Below are 16,387 nucleotides of genomic sequence, written 5' to 3'. Positions count from 1 at the left end.
GGCCGGCACAGAGTCAGCCCACCCCAGATTTTAGGGGGACAAAGCGCACCGCATCGAGCACCTGCCGATTCCAACCCTGGGCCGTGCGCTCGATCAACACCAGATGCTGTTGCCCCGGCCTGAGTTCCGTCGGCGCCACCAAGCGACCCCCGATTTCCAATTGCTCCTGCCACACAGCGGGCAACTCTGGCCCGGCGGCAGCAGCGACGATGCCGGCATAGGGCGCACCGGCCGGGTAGCCGAGCATGCCGTCGCCCAGGATCAGGTGCAGATTGGGCAGCCGCAGCTCGCGCAGGTTGTCGCGCGCGCGCTCGTGCAGGCCGCGCAGGCGCTCAATGCTGTAGACCTCGCGGCACAGCAGGCTTAGCAGCGCCGCCTGGTAGCCGCAGCCGGTGCCGATCTCCAGCACCCGCCCCAGCGGCTGCGCTCGGCCTGCGCACAGCAGCTCCAGCATGCGCGCCACCGTGGTGGGTTGCGAAATGGTCTGCCCCAGCCCGATCGGCAGGCTGATGTCTTCGTAGGCTTGCGAGGCCAGCCCGGTATCGACGAAGCGGTGCCGCTCCACCGTGGCCATGGCACGCTCCACCGCCGGGTGCTGCAGGCCTTGCGCCACCAGCCGGCGCACCAGCGCCAGCCGCACCGCCTCGGAATCCAGCCCACTGCCCCGGGGTGCAGCCAAGGCCCCGACCAACCCACCCGCCCCGCCCGAACCAAGCGACTTGGCCGCTTGGGCTGCTGCCGCGCCGCGTGCCGCAGGCTGGGGGGGCCGCAAACCCGGTATCTGCGCCGGAAAGGCCGGGCGTGTGCCCGGGAGCTTGGCGCCCGCCGCTGCCGGAGCCGCTGCGGGCTTGGGGCGGTTCATGGCTGGGCGGGCTCCGCTGGGGGTCCGGGCACCGCCTCCGGCTGGGCCTCAGAGGCCTGCGGGCGGGGGGCGCGCGACCACTGCGCCACCGACTGGCCCCAGTAGGCCAGGCGTGCGTGGTCGGTCAAATCCACCTGCAGCGGTGTCACGGCAACAAAACCGTGCTCGGCGGCATGAAAATCGGTGCCTTCGGAATCGTCCTTGGCCGGGCCGGCGCTGCCGATCCAGTACATGGTGTCGCCGCGTGGGTTGACTTGGGTGATCACGCGCTCGGCCGCGTGGCGCCGCCCCAGCCGCACCACCTTGAAGCCGCGCAAGGCGTTCAAAGGCAGGCAGGGCACGTTGACGTTGAGCAGCCACGGCTCGGCCGGGTGTGGGTGCTCGGCCGTGCGCGGCTGCGCTGCGGCTTGCACCGAGGGCAGCAGGTGCCGCACCAGCTCCTGCGCCTTGGCGGCCGCCGCGTCCAGGTGCCGCCAGCCCTTTTCGGTTTGCGAAAAGGCAATGGCCGGGATGCCAAACAAATAGCCCTCCATGGCCGCCCCGACGGTGCCGGAGTAGATCGTGTCGTCGCCCATGTTGGCGCCGTTGTTGATGCCCGACACCACCAGATCGGGCGTGTAGCCCAGCAGCCCAGTAAGCGCAATGTGCACGCAGTCGGCCGGGGTGCCGTTGACGTAGCGAAAGCCGTTGGGGGCCGTGTGCACGTAGAGCGGCGAGTGCAAGGTGAGCGCGTTCGACTTGGCGCTGTTGTTGTGCTCGGGCGCCACCACCTCGACACTGGCAACCTCGCGCAGGGCCTCGTACAGGGCCACGATGCCCGCCGCCTGATAACCGTCGTCGTTGGACAAAAGGATCTTCATTGCGCAGGATTGTAGGCCGTCGCTGCCGAGACAGCGCGGCCCGCTGCCTGCGCGCCGCCAAACCTATGATGACCGCACCCCAACCCCTTGAGGAGACGAGCATGCACGCCTGGATTTGCGAGAACCCGACCGGCATCGACGCCCTGCGCTGGCAAGAGCAGCCCACCCCGCAAGCGCAAGCCGGGCAGGTGCTGATCGAAATTCGGGCCGCCAGCCTGAACTTCCCCGACCTGCTGATCGTCCAGAACAAATACCAGCTCAAACCCACCCCGCCCTTTGTGCCGGGGGCCGAGTACGCCGGCATCGTGCGCGCCGTGGGTGCGGGGGTGACGCACCTGCAAGTGGGTCAGGCAGTGGCCTGCCTGAGCGGCACCGGCGGCTTTGCCACCCACACGCTGGCCCCGGCGGCGCTGTGCCTGCCACTGCCCCCCGGCTTGGCCCTGAGCGACGCCGCCGCCTTCATCATGACCTACGCCACCTCCTACCACGCCCTGCTCGACCGGGCTGCCCTGCAGGCCGGCGAAACGGTGCTGGTGCTGGGGGCAGCGGGCGGGGTGGGCACGGCGGCCATACAAATCGCTCGCCAAGCCGGTGCCACGGTAGTGGCCGCCGCCTCCAGTGCCGAAAAGTGTGCCCTGTGCCAGCAAGTGGGGGCGCACCAGACCATCGACTACAGCGTGCACCGACCCGAGGGCAGCTTGCGCGAGGCCATCAAAGCCGCCTGCGGCGGCCGAGGGCCCGACGTGATTTACGACCCGGTCGGGGGCGATCTGGCCGAACCGGCGCTGCGCTCGATCGCTTGGCGTGGCCGCTACCTGGTGATCGGCTTTGCCGCTGGCCCGATTCCGAGCCTGCCGCTGAACCTGCCGCTGCTCAAAGGGGCTTCGGTGGTGGGCGTGTTCTGGGGCGAGTACGCCAAACGCGAACCCCAAGCCAACGCCGCCATGCTGCAAACCCTGGTGCAGTGGATGGCGCAAGGCCGGATCAAGCCGGTCATCGACCGCACCCTGCCCATGAGCGAACTGCCGCAGGCGCTGGCGCTGATGGGCCGGCGCCAGGTCATGGGCAAACTGGTGCTGCTCAACCCTGATTGAGCTGTTGTACCCGGCCCAATTCGGCGGCCGCCTTGATCTAGGTCAATGTTTTTGGTTCCTTCGGGGTTTACATTGGATGTAACAAATGTTTACCAACCCCGAAGGAGAGTGCTCCATGAAGATCAAAGCCATCGCCGCTGCCGTAGCGCTTGCCGCTGCAGGCTATGCCGTTGCCTCGTCCCCTGCGCCAGCGCGCAGCGGGCCCGCCGCCACCCCCACTGCAGCCCCTGCCGCTGCGGCCGCGCGCGGCGCCGCCCCGGCTGCGGCCCCTGCGGCCACTCGGGCGGCAGTGCCCCCCATTCCGCCCGCGCCGGCGGGAGCGGACGACCCGTTTCGCCACCTCTTTGCCCCGATCACCCCTCCACAGAGCATTAACATCGGCAAGGCCAACTTGGGCAAGATGATGTTCTTCGAGCCGCGCCTGTCGCGCTCGGGCTTCATCTCCTGCAACTCCTGCCACAACGTCAGCCGCGGCGGCTCCGACAACCTGCGCGTCTCCATCGGCGACCGCTGGCAAGCCGGCACGCTGAACTCGCCCACCGTGTTCAACGCCGCGCTCAACATCGCGCAGTTCTGGGACGGCCGCGCCGCCAACCTGCAGGCCCAAGCCGGTGGCCCGATCGCCAACCCGGCCGAAATGGCGTTCACCCACGAGCTGGCCATCGACATGCTGGAGTCGATCCCCGAGTACGTGCGCCAATTCCGGCTGGTGTTCGGGCAAGAGCGCATCACCATGGACCAGGTCACCGCCACCTTGGCCGAGTTCCAAAAAACCCTGCTCACGCCCAACTCGCGCTTTGACCGCTGGCTGCAGGGCGACACCACCGCGCTCAACGCCAACGAGCTGGCCGGCTACCGCCTGTTCAACCAAGCCGGTTGCATGGCCTGCCACAACGGCGTGAACTTGGGCGGCAACGCCTTCCAGAAAATGGGCGTGGTCGAGCCCTACCACAGCCTGGCCGGTGCCAGCGCGGTGGGCCGCGCCGCCGTCACCGGCAAAGACGCCGACCGCTTCAACTTCAAGGTGCCGACGCTGCGCAACGTGGACATGACCTACCCCTACTTCCACGACGGTGCCGCCAACACCCTGACGCAAGCCGTCGATGTGATGGGGCGGCTGCAACTCGGGCGGCGCTTTAGCGACCAAGAAAACGCGCAGATCGTGGCCTTCCTGAAAACCCTGACCGGCGACCAACCCACCTTCACCATTCCGCATCTGCCGCCATCGTCGGACCGCACCCCGCGGCCCAACCCCTTCAACTGAGTTGAGGCTGGCCGTGCGCACCCACTGGGTGTGCAGGCCACTTGCAAAGCCACCGCAGCCCCTTGCGGTGGCTTTTTTCATGGGGCAGGCCGCATTTCGTATAAAGTTGCGCCTGCCCCCATGACAACGTCGCACCCCAGCCAGAACCACTTGCTCGCCGCCCTTCCTGCGGCAGAATTTGAGCCCCTGCTGGCGCATCTGGAACGGGTCGAGCTGGCAGTCGGCGACACGCTCTACCAACCCGGCAGCCAACTCCAACACGCCTACTTTCCGACCAGCGCCATTGTCTCGCTGCACTACGTGATGGCATCCGGCGCCTCGGCCGAATCGGCCGGCGTGGGCAATGAAGGCGTGGTTGGCGTCTCGCTGTTCATGGGTGGCGACACCACGTCCAGCTCGGCCGTGGTGCAGACTGCGGGCCAGGCCTACCGCATGGCGTCTGCCACGCTGCGGCAGGAATTCAAGCGCGCCGGCCTGTTCCAGCGCTTGCTGCTGCGCTACACCCAGGCGCTGATGACGCAAATGGCACAAACCACGGTCTGCACGCGCCACCACTCGGTGGAGCAGCAACTGTGCCGCTGGCTGCTGCTGACGCTCGACCGCCTGCCGTCGAACCAGTTGCTTATGACGCAAGAGCTGATCGCCCACATGCTGGGCGTGCGCCGCGAAGGCATCACCGAGGCGGCTGGCCGGCTACAGCGTGCGGGCGTGATCAGCTACCGCCGCGGGCACATTGCGGTGCAGGACCGTGCCGGGCTGGAGGCCCGCGCCTGCGAGTGCTATGCCGTGGTGAAGACCGAACTCGAGCGCCTGCTGTGCGATGTGCGCTACCGGCAGGATGGCAACGACACCCCAACAGACGCCGCATCGAAATAACGCCGTGCGGCGCCACCTGCACGCAGCCTATGTGCGCCAGCAGACAGACAGCCATGCGGGCCGGCCCTATTCTTGGTGCATCGGAACCAGCATGCAGGCACCCTCTGCATCTTGCTCAGGCGCCCTGCCTTTGGCCCGATCCGCGTTTGCCTCATCAAGGAATCCTCATGAAAATCCTACAAAAATTTGCCATCGCCACGGCCGCCACCACCCTGCTGCTGGGCTTGAGCGGTTGCACCGGCCTGTCGTCGCAAGAAAGAAGCACCGTCATCGGTGCCGGGGCGGGTGCGATCGGCGGCGCCATCCTGACGGGCGGTAGCCCACTCGGCACCGTGGGTGGCGCAGCGGTCGGCGGCGTCATCGGCCACGAAGTGGGGAGATGATGTTGGCCGCTGCGCACCACGCCAAGACGGCGATGCAAGGCCGGCAGGCACCGCGACCATCCGAGCGCCTGGCGCTCCAACGACAAGCTTAAGGAACGCGACATGTTGTACACCATTGCAATCGTTTTGGGCATCCTCTGGCTGCTGGGCCTGGTAACCGCGCACACCTTGGGCGGCCTGATCCACCTCCTGCTGGTGATCGCGATCATCGTGATCCTGCTGCGCGTGATCCAGGGTCGCCGCCTTTAACCACTCTCCACCCGTGCTGTGCTCAGAGGCGCAGCCGGATCGGGGTGAGCCGCACTGGGTGCGCGTGCCAACGCGGGCCCCATGCATCCTGCTTCAATAGGTGAAAAATGATTAATGCAATCAAAATACTGGGTTTCGCCTTGATCGTGGCGGGTGCCCTCGGCCTGCTGTATGGCGGCTTCACCTACACCCAAGAGACGCATCAGGCCGTGCTGGGGCCGATCGGACTGACGGTGCAAGACAAGCAGACCGTGAACATTCCCATTTGGGCCAGCATCGGGGCGATTGTGGTGGGTGGATTGCTGGTGTTGGCGCGCATCAAGTAGGCTGCGGCTGCAGGACTGGCGATCGGCATCCGCCTGGCACGGTGCCGCAGGCGTGGCACGTGTGCGGCATGGGCTGTGTGGCGTCGACAAGCGCTGGCCTACAATTGGCCGCCAGAGCGAAAGCTCAGCGTAAGTTTCGAGACCAGCCCACCCGCACTCCCTCAGTCCAATCCACCCATGAAAACTCCCTCAGCGCTATTGGAGCAACACGGCCCCCGCGAAGCCATGGAATACGACGTGGTCGTCGTCGGCGGCGGCCCAGCCGGGCTGGCCTGCGCCATCCGCCTCAAGCAACTGGCAGCCGAAAAGGGGGCCGATCTGAGCGTGTGCGTGCTGGAAAAGGGCTCCGAGCCCGGCGCGCACATTTTGTCGGGCGCGGTGATGGACCCGCGCGCCCTAAACGAGCTGCTGCCCGACTGGAAAGAGCGCGGCGCCCCGCTGCACCAGCCTGTGAGCGGCGACGATGTGCTATTCCTGAAGGAAAAATCAGCCACGCGCACGCCGGACTGGCTGGTGCCGCGCAATTTTCACAACCAAGGCTGTTATGTGATCAGCCTCGGGGCGGTGTGCAAGTGGCTGGCCGAGCAGGCCGAGGCGCTGGGCGTGGAGATTTTCCCCGGCTTTGCCGCCGCCGAGGTGCTGTACCACGAATCCGGCGCGGTCAAGGGCGTGGCCACCGGCCACCTGGGGCTGGGCAAAGACGGGCAGCCGGGGCCAGACTTCCAGTTGGGCATGGAGCTGCACGCCAAATACACCGTGTTTGCCGAAGGTGCGCGCGGCCACCTGGGCAAGCAGTTGATCGAGCGCTTTGGGCTCGACGCCGGCAAAGACCCGCAAACCTACGGCATCGGCATCAAAGAGCTGTGGGAAATCCCGCCCGCGCAGGCCAAACCGGGCCTGGTGGTGCACACCGCCGGCTGGCCGCTCGACAGCCGCACCTATGGCGGCGGATTTTTGTACCACCTAGAGGGCAACAGGGTCACGCTGGGCTTCGTGGTGGGGCTCGATTACGCCAACCCGTGGCTGAGCCCCTTCGAGGAAATGCAGCGCTGGAAAACCCATCCCAGCATCTGCGCCCACATCCAGGGCGGCAAGCGCATCGGCTACGGCGCGCGCGCCATCACTGCCGGTGGCCTGCTGAGCCTGCCCAAAACGGTGTTTCCCGGCGGTGCCTTGGTGGGCTGTGAAGCGGGGTACCTGAACACGGCGCGCATCAAGGGCAGCCACGCCGCCCTCAAAACCGGCATGTTGTGCGCCGAGGCCGCCTTTGAGGCCGTGCAGGCTGGCCGCAGCGGCGACGAACTGAGCGCCTACCCGGCCGCCTTTGAGCAAAGCTGGCTCCACCAAGAACTGGATGAATCGCGCAACTTCAAAAGCTGGTTCAAAAAAGGCAACACCGTGGGCGCGCTCATGACCGGCGTCGAGCACTGGCTGCTGCCCAAAATCGGCCTCAAGCGCCCGCCCTGGACGCTGCACCGCCATGCCCCCGACCACGGTTATTTGCGCCCGGCGGCCGAGTGCGCGCGCATCGACTACCCCAAGCCCGACGGCAAGCTCACTTTCGACCGCCTCTCCAGCGTGTTTGTGAGCAACACCAACCACAACGAGCACCAGCCCGCGCACCTGACGCTGCGCGACGCCAGCGTGCCGGTGCAGACCAACCTGGCGCGCTACGCCGGGCCCGAGAGCCGCTACTGCCCGGCCGGGGTGTATGAGTTTGTCGATGCCGAGGGCGGCGGCCAGCGGCTGCAGATCAACGCCCAAAACTGCGTGCACTGCAAGACCTGCGACATCAAAGACCCGACGCAAAACATCGTCTGGGTCACGCCCGAGGGCGGCGGCGGACCAAATTACGCGGGGATGTGATAAGGGCGTAAAAATCCTGTGTTAGGGTACGCAACAGCTTGGGTTGGAGCGCCCCTTGGGGAACCCAACCCCGGCGCAATCGGTCAACCCCCTCATTGTTTTTCAACCCTCAGGAGCAAGCATGGATTTCTCTAAAGTTTTGGACAAGGCCTACAAAGGCCTGCCCTTGGCCGAAGTGGCCGACGCCCCGGTCGATGCGCTGCATGGCGTCTCGGCTGCCGACGCCCAAAAGCTGGAAGCGGCTTTTGGCATCAAGACCGTGCGCGATCTGGCCACCAACAAATACTTCCTCGCGGCCCAGGCCATCGTCGATGAGGCCGACGACCTTGAAGGCGAAGCCGACTGAGGCACCTTCACAAGCAAGCTCCAGCCATGGGCCGGATTTTGCGATTCGGCGCTTGCTGCTGAATGCGGGCCGCACCCCCTGTGGGTTGCGGCTTTTTTAACGGCAGTCTTTTTTGATAACAGACCATTTTTTGGCCCGCTGCTTGGGCCCGTTTTCTGCGCTACAGTCTGCGTCCATGAGCGCCCTTCAACCCAACTCAAAACCCGCAGCCGCTGCTGCCACCCCGCCCGCCCCGGCGCTGCAACGCACCCCGCTGCACGCGCTGCACCAAGAACTGGGCGCGCGCTTGGTGCCCTTTGCCGGCTACGAGTTGCCGGTGCAGTACCAAGGGCCGGGCCAGGGCCTGCTGGCCGAGCACCTGCACACCCGCGCCAGCGCCGCCTTGTTCGACGTCTCGCACATGGGGCAGGTGCGCCTGCACGGCCCCGACGCCGCCGCCGCCCTCGAAACCCTGCTGCCCATGGACGTGCTCGGTCTGGGTTTGAACCAGCAGCGCTACGGCCTGCTGCTCAACGACGCGGGCGGCATCATCGATGACCTGATGTTCGTCCGCTGCGACGCGCACTTGGGGCTGGTGCTCAACGGGGCCTGCAAGGCGGCCGATCTGGCGCACCTGCAGCAGCGCATCGGGTCGCGCTGCACGATTGAACCCTTGCCCGAGCAGGCGCTGCTGGCGCTGCAAGGCCCGCTGGCCGCTGTGGCGCTGCAGCGGCTGCTGCCGGGGGCTGAAAAGCTGATTTTTATGCAGGGTGCGGCACTGGCGTGGCAGGGCCACGACCTGTACCTCACGCGCAGCGGCTACAGCGGCGAAGACGGCTTTGAGATCTCGCTACCCGCGCCCGTGGCCGAAGCCTTTGCGCGTGCGCTGCTGGCGCAAGCCGAAGTGAAGCCGGCCGGCTTGGGGGCGCGCAACTCGCTGCGGCTCGAAGCCGGGCTGTGCCTGTATGGCCAAGACCTCGACCCCAGCACCACCCCGGCCGAAGCAGCACTGGGCTGGGCGGTACAAAAAGTGCGGCGCAGCGGCGGTGCCCGCGCCGGTGGCTTTCCGGCGGCCGAGCGCGTGCTGGCCGAACTCGAAGGCCGCCTGCCGCTGGCGCGCAAGCGCGTGGGGCTGATTGCCAGCGAGCGCGTGCCGGTGCGCGAACCGGCGCTGCTGCAAAGCCCCAGCGGCACGCCGGTTGGGCAGGTGAGCAGCGGGCTGCTCAGCCCGAGCCTGAACCAGCCCATCGCCATGGGCTACGTGGCCCCCGAATGCGCCGCCGTAGGCACCGTTCTGCACGCCGTGGTGCGCGGCAAGCCGGTGCCCATGACGGTGAGCGCCCTGCCCTTCGTTCCCACCCGCTACCATCGCGGGTAAACTGTTTGCGCGCTTGGCGCGCCCCACCCCCATGCAAGGAATAGACCGATGAGTTTGAAATTCACCCCCGACCACGAATGGGTGCGCGTCGAAGGCGACTGCGCCACCGTCGGCATCACGGCGCATGCGCAAGACGCGCTGGGCGACGTGGTGTTTGTGGAACTGCCCGAAATCGGCGCGGCGTTGGAGCAAAAAGCCGTGGCCGGCGTGGTCGAATCCGTGAAAGCGGCGTCCGACATTTATATGCCGCTCAGCGGCACCGTGCTCGAAGTCAACGAGGCGCTGCGCGCCGACCCGGCGCTGGCCAACTCCGACCCACTGGGCGCGGGCTGGTTTTTCAAAATCCGCTTCAGCCAACCGGCCGAACTGGATGCCTTGCTCGACGAAGCCGCCTACACCCAGTTGACGCAGTGAGCGCCAAGTGAGCGCGCCCAGTAGAGGGATTGCGCTGCATGCGCTGCGTGCCCGCCGTTTTCACGCTCCAGATGCGCAGCGGCTAGCCTGAGCGCACACCGCTCGCGCCCCCTCATCGGCCACTCCGCCACACCCCTATTCACCCCGCTGCTGCCCGCTCGCGATGACCCACCCTGCCCAAACCCCCTTGAGCGAACTCGAAAACACCTCCGAGTTCCATGCCCGCCACATCGGCCCCAGCGCCGCCGATGAGGCGCAGATGCTGCGCGCCATCGGGATCGAGTCGCGCCGCGCCCTGATCGAGGCCATCGTGCCGCCGGGCATCGTGCGTTCGCAAACCATGCAACTGCCGCCGGCCGTGAGCGAGGCGGCGGCGCTGGCCGAACTCAAGGCCATCGCGCAGCAAAACCAGGTGCTGCGCAGCTTCATCGGGCAGGGCTATTACGGCACCCACACGCCGGGCGTGATTTTGCGCAACATCCTGGAAAACCCGGCCTGGTACACCGCCTACACGCCCTATCAGGCCGAGATTTCGCAGGGCCGCATGGAGGCGCTGATCAACTTCCAGACCCTGGTCTGCGACCTGACCGGGATGGACATCGCCAACGCCTCCATGCTCGACGAGGCCACCGCCGCCGCCGAAGCCATGACGCTGGCCAAGCGCTCGGTCAAGGCCAGCGGCCACACGATTTTGGTGAGCGCCGACTGCCACCCGCAGACCATCGAGGTGCTGCAAACCCGCGCCGCGCCGCTCGGCCTGAGCGTGCAACTGCTGCACTCGGCCGAGGAATGGCAGGCCGCGCTGCAGCAAGACCACTACTTCGCCGCCCTCAACCAGTACCCCAGCAGCAGCGGCTGGCTGGCCGACTGGCAGGCCAGCGCCGACGCCATCCACGCCAAAGGCGCGGCGCTGCTGCTGGCGACCGACCTGCTGGCCCTGACCGTGCTCAAGGAACCCGGCGCGATGGGCGCCGACATCGTTTTTGGCAGCAGCCAGCGCTTCGGCATGCCCATGGGCGCGGGCGGCCCGCACGCGGCTTTTCTGGCCTGCCGCGACGCCTTCAAGCGCTCGCTGCCCGGCCGCCTAGTGGGGGTGAGCGTGGATGCCCACGGCCAGCGCGCCTACCGGCTGGCGCTGCAGACGCGTGAGCAGCACATCCGGCGCGAAAAAGCCACCTCCAACATCTGCACCGCACAGGTGCTGCCGGCCGTGGTGGCCAGCATGTACGCGGTCTATCATGGGCCGCAGGGGTTGCGCCGCATCGGCGAGCGCGTGGCGCGCTACACCGCCATTCTGGCGGCCGGGCTGGAGCAGCTCGGGCTGCGGCTGCTGCACCAGAGCGCCTTTGACACCCTCACGCTCGATCTGGGCAGCGCCGACGCCGCCGCCGCGCTGCACCAGCGCGCACAAGCCCAAGGCATGAACCTGCGCCGCTATGCGGGTGCGGGCGAGCGCGCGGCCTGGGTGGGTATCAGCCTAGACGAAACCACGACCCGCGCCGACCTGTACCAGCTCTGGGGCCTGCTGGCCGACGGCGCGCACGCGCTCACCTGCCTGGGCGAGCTGGAGCATGAGACCGAGCCGCGCATTCCGGCCGCGTTGCGCCGCACCAGCGCCTACCTGACGCACCCGGTGTTCCAGCGCTGCCAGAGCGAGACCGCCATGCTGCGCTACATCCGGTCACTGTCTGATCGGGACTTGGCGCTGGACCGCAGCATGATCCCGCTCGGCTCCTGCACCATGAAGCTCAACGCCACCAGCGAGATGATTCCCATCACCTGGCCCGAGTTCGCGCACCTGCACCCCTACGCCCCGGCCGAGCAGATGCAAGGCTACCGCCTGCTCGACGAGCAACTGCGCGCTTGGCTGTGCGAGGCCACAGGCTACGCCGGCATCAGCTTGCAGCCCAACGCCGGCTCGCAGGGCGAATACGCCGGTCTGCTGGCCATCCGCGCCTGGCAGGCCGCCAACGGGCAGGGCCAGCGCGACATCTGCCTGATCCCGCAGTCGGCCCACGGCACCAACCCGGCCACGGCGCAGATGGTGGGCCTGCAAGTGGTGGTGACACGCTGCGACGAGGCCGGCAACGTGGACTTGGCCGACCTGCAAGCCAAGTGCGAGCAGTACAGCGAGCGGCTGGCGGCGGTGATGATCACCTACCCCAGCACCCACGGCGTGTTCGAGACTTCGGTGCGCGAGCTGTGCGCGCTGGTGCACCGCCACGGCGGCCGGGTCTATATCGACGGCGCCAACCTGAACGCGCTGGTCGGCCTGGCGGCGCCGGGCGAGTTCGGCGGCGACGTGAGCCACCTGAACCTGCACAAAACCTTCTGCATCCCGCACGGCGGCGGCGGCCCCGGCGTCGGCCCGGTGTGCGTGGTGCCCGACCTGCTGCCCTACCTGCCCGGCCACGCCAGCGCGCAGGCCGTGGGGGCGTACGCCGGCAGCGCCGCGCCAGCGGCAAGCGTGGGGGCCACCGAGCCAGCGCCGGGCCGCCCCAAGCTGGCGAGCACCCCCTCGGGGGGCAGCGCAGCCGCACCAGCGGCAAGCGTGGGGGCTATATCAGCTTCACCGCTGGGCAATGCCGCCGTGCTGCCGATCTCGTGGATGTACATCCGCATGATGGGTGCCGACGGCCTGCGCGCCGCCACCGAGAGCGCCATCCTGAGCGCCAACTACATCAGCCGCCGCCTGGCGCCGCACTACCCCACCCTCTACGCCAGCCGCGAGCAGCACGTGGCGCACGAATGCATCCTGGACTTGCGCCACTTCAAGGAAAGCTGCGGCGTCATGGCCGAAGACGTGGCCAAGCGCCTGATCGACTACGGTTTTCACGCGCCCACCCTGAGCTTTCCGGTCGCCAACACGCTGATGGTCGAACCCACCGAGAGCGAACCGCTGCCCGAGCTGGACCGCTTCATCGCCGCCATGAGCGCCATCCGCGAGGAAATCCGCCTGATCGAAACCGGCCACTGGCCGCGCGACGACAACCCGCTCAAAAACGCCCCGCACTGCGCCGCGCAGCTCACGCGCTCCGACTGGCCGCACCCCTACCCGCGCGAAGTGGCGGCCGCCCTGCACGGCAGCGCCTTGGCCGGCAAATACTGGCCCCCGGTTGGGCGCGTGGACAACGTCTACGGCGACCGCAACCTGTTTTGCTCCTGCCCGCCGCTGGAGGAATTGCCCTAAGCCCTAACACCGGACCAGTTCGTTTAAGGCGCCACGGCGCGCTTGATGCCGAGCGCCATGGGGCGCGGCAAATGCCGCAGCGAGTGCAGCAGATAGGGCAACAAGCGCAGCTTCAGACCACTGACCGAGCGCGGCACCACCGCTTCGATCAGGTGCGGGCCGGGGGTGCGCAGGGCGTGCTCGAGCGCGTCCAGAAATTCTTCGGTGCTGCGGGCGCGGCGCGAGGGCACGCCCATGCCTTGCCCCAGCGCCACAAAGTCCAGCGGCGGCTGGCTCAGGTCGAACTGCTGCTGCGCGGCCCGCCCGCCTGCTTCGGCCCCGACGCGCTGCAACTCCAGGTTCAAGATGGCGTAGCTGCGGTTGTTGAAGACGATGTTGATCACGTGCAGCCGCTCGCGCGCCATGGTCCAGAGCGCTTGCAGGGTGTACATGGCCGAGCCGTCGCCGTTGAGCGAGATCACCGGCCGATCTGGGCAGGCCAAGGCGGCCCCAACGGCACAGGGCATGCCCTGGCCAATGGCCCCGCCAGTGAGGGTGAGCAGATCGTGCGCCGGCGCACCGGCGCTGTAGAGCGGCAGCAGCAGGCCGGAGGTCTGGGCTTCATCAACCACGATGGCGCGCTCGGGCAGCAGGTGCCCCAGCGCTTTGCAGACCTTGTCGGCGCTGAATTTGCCGCTCGGGCGCGGGGCGCGCCGGGCCGGCTGCAAGGCGGGCGTGGCTTGTGCGGCTCCCACGGTCTGCACCAGTTGTTCCAAGCTTCCAGCCACATCTTGCTCGGCGCTGCACAGGGTGTGCAGCGTGCAGCCCTCGGGTACCAAGCGGCTGGCTTGGCCGGGGTAGGCAAAAAACGAGACCGGCTCTTTGGCGTCGATCAAAACCAAATGATCGAGGCCGCGCAGTTGCACCGCGGCCAGTTCGGCCAGATAAGCGATGCGCTCGACGGCGGGCAGGCCGGCCCCGCGCTGCATGCGGGTCGGGAAGGTTTCGGCAAACAGTTGCACCCCGGTGTGCGCGGCCAGGCGCGCCGCCGCCAGCAGGGCCGTCTGGCGCAGTGCGCGGCCGCCCAGCAGCAGCGCTTTGCGCCCCGGGCCTTGCAGCACACGGGCCAAACGCTCCAACGCATCGGTGCTGGCCAAGGGCGGCGCGGCCGCAGGGGCCGCTGCCAGCGGCTGCGCGCCCTCACCCCACGAGACGTCGGCCGGCAAGATCAGGGTGGCGACGGCACCCGGTGGGCCCTTGCAGGCGGCCAAGGCATCGAGCGCGTCCTGGCACAGCGCTGGGCTGCTGGCCGAGGTGCGCACCCAGAGCGAGACGTTGCGCGCCACGGTCTCAATATCCGACTGCAAGGGTGCGTCGTGCTGCACGTGGCTGGTGGCGTGGTCGCCCACGATGTTGAGCAGCGGCACCCGGGCCTTGCGCGCATTGTGCAAGTTGGCCAAGCCGTTGCCCAAGCCACAGCCTAGGTGCAGCAGGGTGGCGGCGGGTTTGTCGGCCATGCGTGCGTAACCGTCGGCGGCCCCGGTGGCCACGCCTTCGAACAAGGTCAGCACGGCGCGCATCTGCGGCGTGCGGTCGAGCGCGGCGACGAAGTGCATTTCCGAGGTGCCGGGGTTGGTGAAGCAGGTGTCGACACCGGCATCGACCAGGGTTTTGAGCAGGGCATGGGCGCCGTTCATGGGGTGTCTCCAAGGGCAAGGTGGCGAGCGGCGGCGCGCGCCGTGAGGATGCAGCCGGGCAGGAAGGTGCCCTCCAGCGAGCGTTTGCCGCAGGCCCCGCCGCCACCAAAACCGGCTGCCTCACCAACGGCGTAGAGGCCGGGCAGCGGCTGGCCGGTGTGGTCGAGCACCCGGCTGTGCAAGTCGGTCTGCAAGCCGCCCAGGCTCTTGCGGGAGATAAGCCGCACCTGAATGGCGATATACGGCCCGGCCCCGGGCTGGCTCAAGGGCGCCGGGGCGCAGGTGCGCAGCCGATCGGGGCCCCAAAGCCGGGCGTGCAGGATGCGGCGGATTTGATCGTCGTTGCAGTGCGCCAGCCCGGCGCTGAACTGGGCGTCGAAGGCGGCCACGGTGGCTTGCAGGGTGCCGGGGGCCAGGTCTGGGTTGCCAGCGAGCGCGTTCATGCGCTGCTCCAGCTCGGGCAGGGTGTCGGCGGCGATGAACTGCGGGCTCTCGGCCAGCATCTGGCGCACCAGCCGGTGGTTGCCGAGCAGGGTTTCGCGCAAAAACGCCAGCCAGTTGCGCTCGCGGATGTGCAGGTTGTGTTCGGCGCCGGAAATCGCCAGCTCCTTGGCGGCGATGCGCCAGTTGAGCAACTGCCACGTGTAGCCGCGCGGTTGCGCCGCCACCTGCTGGCACAGGGCGTGGGTGTCAAAACCGGTGACCAGCGCTTGCGGCCCGATGCGCCGCCCGCTGCTGTCGAGCCAGAGCGCCGATTTGCAGGGTATGAGCGAGAGCCCATGCCCAGCGAAATGCGGCTGTGGGTGCGGCACCCCGGCGGCGTAGTTCCACATTCGCCCAGCGTGCGTGACCTGCCCACCCAAGGCCTGCACGCGCTGATGCAACACACCGTCGGCGTAGGGGTGGGCGCCGTTGAGCAGATCGGGCGGTGGCGCTGAGCCAGTCGGCCAGTGGCGGCGCACCTGCTCCAGGCTGCCGTTGATCCCGCCGGTGGCGACCACCACATGATCGGCCTCGAAAACCTGCTCGACCCCGCTGGCTTCGTCGATGGCGATGGCCCCATTGACACGGCCCGCCAGCCGCGTGAGTTCGGTGACGCGGTGCCGATGCCGCAGCAGCAGGCGATCGCTGCCACGGCTGCGTGCGGCTTGCTGCAAGGCGGCGATGACGGTCTGCGTCAGGTGCGCGGCGGTGCCCCACAGCACGTGGTAGCGCGGCAGGCTGTTGCCCTCGCCGTACTGGCCGCGCTCGACCCAGTTGACGGCAGGCAAAAAGCGCAGGCCGTGACCCAGCAGCCACTCATAAACCTCGGGCGTGCTGCGCTGCACGTAATGTTCGGCCCAGCGCCGGGGCCACACTTCGCTGGCATCGAGCTCGCCAAAGCGCAGCCAGTCTTGCAAGGCCCGCTCGGGGCTGTCGGGGATGCGCTTGCGCCGCTGCAGCGGGGTATCGATCAGGCACATGCCGCCAAAAGCCCAGCGCGCCAGACCGCCCAGACGCTCTGGGGTGTCGCGGTCCAGCAGCGTGACGCGCCGACCAGCGCGCAGGCACTCCAGCGCCGTCACCAAGCCGGCCAGCCCAGCGCCGATGACTAGGACCTCGGTGCGCGGCAGGGTGGGCATGG

General features: G+C 68.0%; 15 protein-coding genes. 11 read left to right on the top strand and 4 right to left on the bottom strand.

Translation table 11 applies throughout. The features are described 5' to 3' along the window. Positions 1-13: 13 nt before the first annotated feature. Both SRAH_RS01975 and surE read right to left on the bottom strand, forming a co-directional pair. The gene (locus SRAH_RS01975; protein WP_045475839.1) at positions 14-862 is read right to left on the bottom strand and encodes a protein-L-isoaspartate(D-aspartate) O-methyltransferase; all 849 of its coding nucleotides are present in this window, start codon (positions 860-862) and stop codon (positions 14-16) included. Further along, the gene (gene surE / locus SRAH_RS01970; RefSeq protein WP_082210014.1) at positions 859-1,722 is read right to left on the bottom strand and encodes a 5'/3'-nucleotidase SurE; all 864 of its coding nucleotides are present in this window, start codon (positions 1,720-1,722) and stop codon (positions 859-861) included. The genes SRAH_RS01975 and surE overlap by 4 nt, the downstream gene beginning before the upstream one ends. 101 nt (positions 1,723-1,823) lie before the next feature. On the opposite strand from surE, the gene SRAH_RS01965 reads away from it, so the two are divergent. The 11 genes from SRAH_RS01965 to gcvP all read left to right on the top strand — a co-directional run bounded on the left by SRAH_RS01965 (position 1,824) and on the right by gcvP (position 13,087). After that, complete coding sequence (locus SRAH_RS01965; RefSeq protein WP_029461676.1) at positions 1,824-2,816, top strand: NADPH:quinone oxidoreductase family protein; 993 nt, start codon at positions 1,824-1,826, stop codon at positions 2,814-2,816. Between the two features lie 115 nt (positions 2,817-2,931). Beyond that, positions 2,932-4,080 carry a cytochrome-c peroxidase gene (locus SRAH_RS01960; RefSeq protein WP_082210028.1) on the top strand — a complete coding sequence of 383 codons (1,149 nt, stop codon included), beginning with the start codon at positions 2,932-2,934 and terminating at the stop codon, positions 4,078-4,080. A 120-nt stretch (positions 4,081-4,200) separates the two neighbouring features. Beyond that, entirely contained in the window at positions 4,201-4,956 is a 756-nt protein-coding gene (locus tag SRAH_RS01955; RefSeq protein ID WP_045475837.1) for a Crp/Fnr family transcriptional regulator, read from the top strand. A gap of 167 nt (positions 4,957-5,123) precedes the next feature. Beyond that, entirely contained in the window at positions 5,124-5,339 is a 216-nt protein-coding gene (locus tag SRAH_RS01950; RefSeq protein ID WP_029461673.1) for a YMGG-like glycine zipper-containing protein, read from the top strand. Between the two features lie 102 nt (positions 5,340-5,441). Continuing rightward, positions 5,442-5,588: a lmo0937 family membrane protein gene (locus SRAH_RS12540; protein WP_149028906.1), complete on the top strand. Its 147-nt coding sequence runs from the start codon at positions 5,442-5,444 to the stop codon at positions 5,586-5,588. Between the two features lie 110 nt (positions 5,589-5,698). Continuing rightward, positions 5,699-5,914, top strand: a complete 216-nt coding sequence (locus SRAH_RS01940) for a hypothetical protein (protein WP_029461672.1) — start codon at positions 5,699-5,701, stop codon at positions 5,912-5,914. Positions 5,915-6,091: 177 nt separating this feature from the next. Continuing rightward, positions 6,092-7,780, top strand: coding sequence for an electron transfer flavoprotein-ubiquinone oxidoreductase (locus SRAH_RS01935; protein WP_029461671.1), 1,689 nt, complete (start codon positions 6,092-6,094; stop codon positions 7,778-7,780). Positions 7,781-7,901: 121 nt separating this feature from the next. After that, positions 7,902-8,126, top strand: a complete 225-nt coding sequence (locus SRAH_RS01930; protein WP_029461670.1) for a hypothetical protein — start codon at positions 7,902-7,904, stop codon at positions 8,124-8,126. 175 nt (positions 8,127-8,301) lie between these two features. Continuing rightward, the gene (gene gcvT, locus SRAH_RS01925; protein WP_045475835.1) at positions 8,302-9,483 is read left to right on the top strand and encodes a glycine cleavage system aminomethyltransferase GcvT; all 1,182 of its coding nucleotides are present in this window, start codon (positions 8,302-8,304) and stop codon (positions 9,481-9,483) included. Positions 9,484-9,531: 48 nt separating this feature from the next. Continuing rightward, positions 9,532-9,897, top strand: a complete 366-nt coding sequence (gcvH, locus tag SRAH_RS01920; RefSeq protein ID WP_029461668.1) for a glycine cleavage system protein GcvH — start codon at positions 9,532-9,534, stop codon at positions 9,895-9,897. A 163-nt stretch (positions 9,898-10,060) separates the two neighbouring features. Beyond that, entirely contained in the window at positions 10,061-13,087 is a 3,027-nt protein-coding gene (gcvP, locus tag SRAH_RS01915; RefSeq protein WP_029461667.1) for an aminomethyl-transferring glycine dehydrogenase, read from the top strand. Between the two features lie 23 nt (positions 13,088-13,110). Here the strand turns inward: gcvP and SRAH_RS01910 are convergent, their stop codons facing one another. Together SRAH_RS01910 and SRAH_RS01905 are read right to left on the bottom strand one after the other, a co-directional pair. Continuing rightward, complete coding sequence (locus tag SRAH_RS01910) at positions 13,111-14,763, bottom strand: acetolactate synthase large subunit (RefSeq protein WP_029461666.1); 1,653 nt, start codon at positions 14,761-14,763, stop codon at positions 13,111-13,113. Then, positions 14,760-16,385, bottom strand: a complete 1,626-nt coding sequence (locus SRAH_RS01905; protein WP_029461665.1) for an FAD-dependent oxidoreductase — start codon at positions 16,383-16,385, stop codon at positions 14,760-14,762. The genes SRAH_RS01910 and SRAH_RS01905 overlap by 4 nt, the downstream gene beginning before the upstream one ends. Positions 16,386-16,387: the final 2 nt, after the last annotated feature.

Source organism: Serpentinimonas barnesii, assembly GCF_000696225.1.
Lineage (GTDB): Bacteria > Pseudomonadota > Gammaproteobacteria > Burkholderiales > Burkholderiaceae_C > Serpentinimonas > Serpentinimonas barnesii.
The sequence above is the reverse complement of the archived record's forward strand: the minus strand, read 5'-3'. Positions and strand labels throughout refer to the sequence as shown.